The organism is Butyricicoccus sp., assembly GCF_050872565.1.
In the GTDB taxonomy this organism is placed as follows: domain Bacteria; phylum Bacillota; class Clostridia; order Oscillospirales; family Butyricicoccaceae; genus Butyricicoccus_A.
Window position 1 is genome coordinate 1 of record NZ_JBNMHC010000323.1, and the last position, 2521, is coordinate 2521.

The 2521-nt window shown below is 50.1% G+C and carries 2 protein-coding genes; one reads left to right on the forward strand and one right to left on the reverse strand.

From position 1 onward, the window contains the following. The coding region (locus ACR0P9_RS10785; protein ID WP_432620020.1) for an orotate phosphoribosyltransferase at positions 1-486 on the reverse strand (486 nt) is incomplete at its 3' end. 250 nt (positions 487-736) lie between these two features. Between ACR0P9_RS10785 and ACR0P9_RS10790 the strand changes: the two genes are divergently transcribed. Further along, positions 737-2521: biotin carboxylase N-terminal domain-containing protein (locus ACR0P9_RS10790; protein WP_432620022.1), on the forward strand; the 1785-nt coding region annotated here is incomplete at its 3' end.

The window sequence follows — 2521 nt, forward strand, 5'->3', positions numbered from 1 at the left end:
AATGGTACATACACTTTTGAGGTTGCCGCCGTAGTAATCAATGCATTCCATGCCGCGGCGAATGCTGATGCCGGTCGTTACGGTTGCCATAAGAAGAAGGACGTTCTTGCCATAGACCATCGGCTCTACATTCTCGCGGAAAAACATCTGACCGTTGTTTGCGCATTCCGGGCAGATCACATAGATCTTTTTATGCTCTGATGCGGGCATCATTTTTTGTAGTTCTACGGATAGAAACGCACCGATGATGCCGGTTCCGTCCAGACAAATAATTGTATCAATCGGATCTGTCTCTTTGCACTGATTTGCCAGCGCGTGTGCACATTTTTTCGCATCCTCTTGGCTGGACTTCAGCATGGTCAAATCAATAAAGTAATTGACATGCGAATGACTTGTGACAAAGTGACCGGGAATGGCTTGAATCGGTACGATGTTGCCAAACTTACTGGAACTAAATTGAACCGTTCTGGTGTGAAGCTTTTCCACGATAGATCCCTCTTTCTGTGCGGCGTTGCTGCCGTTGTCCTTTTCTTGAGTTTTATTATACGCTTTTTCTCATGCGGTGATTTGCCGTTTCCTAGGTGAAATATACTGTTTTTCGGCCGTTTTTTGTGCATTGCAGACAAAGAAATTTGCCTGAGTTCCTGCAAAATTCAACAGAAACACAGAAGATCATTGGTTTCGCAAAGAACGTATACTGGAAAGCAATTACAAATCATGAAGATGAGGTGATCTTGTGACACAGAAACCGTTTAAGAAGGTGCTTGCGGCAAACCGCGGCGAAATCGCCATCCGCATTTTCCGCGCCTGTTATGATCTTGGCCTGCGTACGGTGGCGATCTATTCTCATGAGGATATGAACAGTCAGTTCCGCACCCATGCAGATGAAGCCTATGAAATCGGCATCAACCAAAGCCCTGTCGGTGCCTATTTGGACATTCCTGGTATCATCAGTCTGGCGAAAAAGAGAGGCGTAGAGGCCGTTCATCCGGGCTATGGATTCCTGTCAGAGAACGCTGCGTTCGCACAGGCGTGCGAAGAAGCGGGCATTCAGTTTATCGGCCCGCCGAGCAAGATCCTCGCCATGATGGGAGATAAGCTCAGCGCAAAAGAAATTGCCATCAAGGCAGGCGTTCCGATTATTCCGGGATGTACAGAACCATTAAAGGATGCAGAGGAAGCACTGGAAAAAGCCGTGTCTTTTGGCTTTCCGGTCATCTTAAAAGCAGCAGCTGGCGGCGGCGGACGCGGTATGCGGCGCTGCAACACACCGGAAGAAGTCAAGCCTGCCTTCGAACTGGTAAAAAATGAAGCCCTCAAGGCGTTCGGCAACGATGACATCTTTATTGAAAAGTTTCTTGTCGAGCCGAAACATATTGAAGTACAGATTTTAGCGGACAACTATGGCAATTGCTATCATATCGGTGAGCGCGACTGCTCCTTGCAGCGCCGCTATCAAAAGGTTGTAGAATTTGCCCCGGCATTTGCTGTAGATGAGACCGTGCGGGAACATATTCGTGAAGATGCAGTCAAGATTGCCAAATCTGTCGGTTATGTCAATGCCGGTACGCTGGAATTCTTGGTCGATAAAAACGGCGACTACTATTTTATTGAGATGAATCCGCGTATTCAGGTAGAACACACCGTGACTGAGATGGTCAGCGGCATTGATTTGGTACGTGCGCAGATTTTGATTGCGGAAGGCTATCCGCTGTCGCATCCGGAGATCGGACTGCGTTCGCAGGACGATGTAAAGATCAATGGATATGCCGTACAGTGCCGCGTGACAACCGAAGACCCGGCGAACAATTTCGCACCAGACAACGGAAAAATCACGGCATATCGCACAGGCGGCGGCTTCGGCGTCCGTCTGGACGGCGGCAATGCGACAACAGGTACGGTGATTTCCCCGTATTATGATTCGCTGCTCGTCAAGGTAACCTGCCACGACAACACCTTCCGAGGTGTGTGCCGCAAGGCGCTGCGTGCCATCAATGAGGTGCGCGTTCGCGGCGTCAAGACCAACATTCCGTTTGTCACCAATATTTTGAGCCATCCGACGTTCTTGGCTGGCAAATGTCACACAAAATTTATTGATGATACGCCAGAGCTGTTCGATATTGTCGGCTCTCGTGACCGCGCAACCCGCGTCTTGAAATACATTGGCTGCATCGAAGTCAATCGACCGGATAAAGACCCGAAACTGTATGAAAAGCCGCGATTCCCAGAGGGGAGCGGTAATCCGAAGCCGGGACTCAAGCAGCTGCTGGACGAGCAAGGCCCGAAGGCACTCAGCAATTGGGTATTGGATCAGAAAAAGCTGCTGATTACGGATACGACGATGCGTGATGCGCACCAGTCACTGCTGTCCACACGAATGCGCACCCGCGACATGGTAAAGGGCGCGGACGGCACAGCGGATATTCTGGCAGATTGCTTCTCACTGGAAATGTGGGGCGGTGCGACATTCGATGTAGCGTTCCGCTTCCTGCATGAATCTCCGTGGGAACGCTTGGATCTC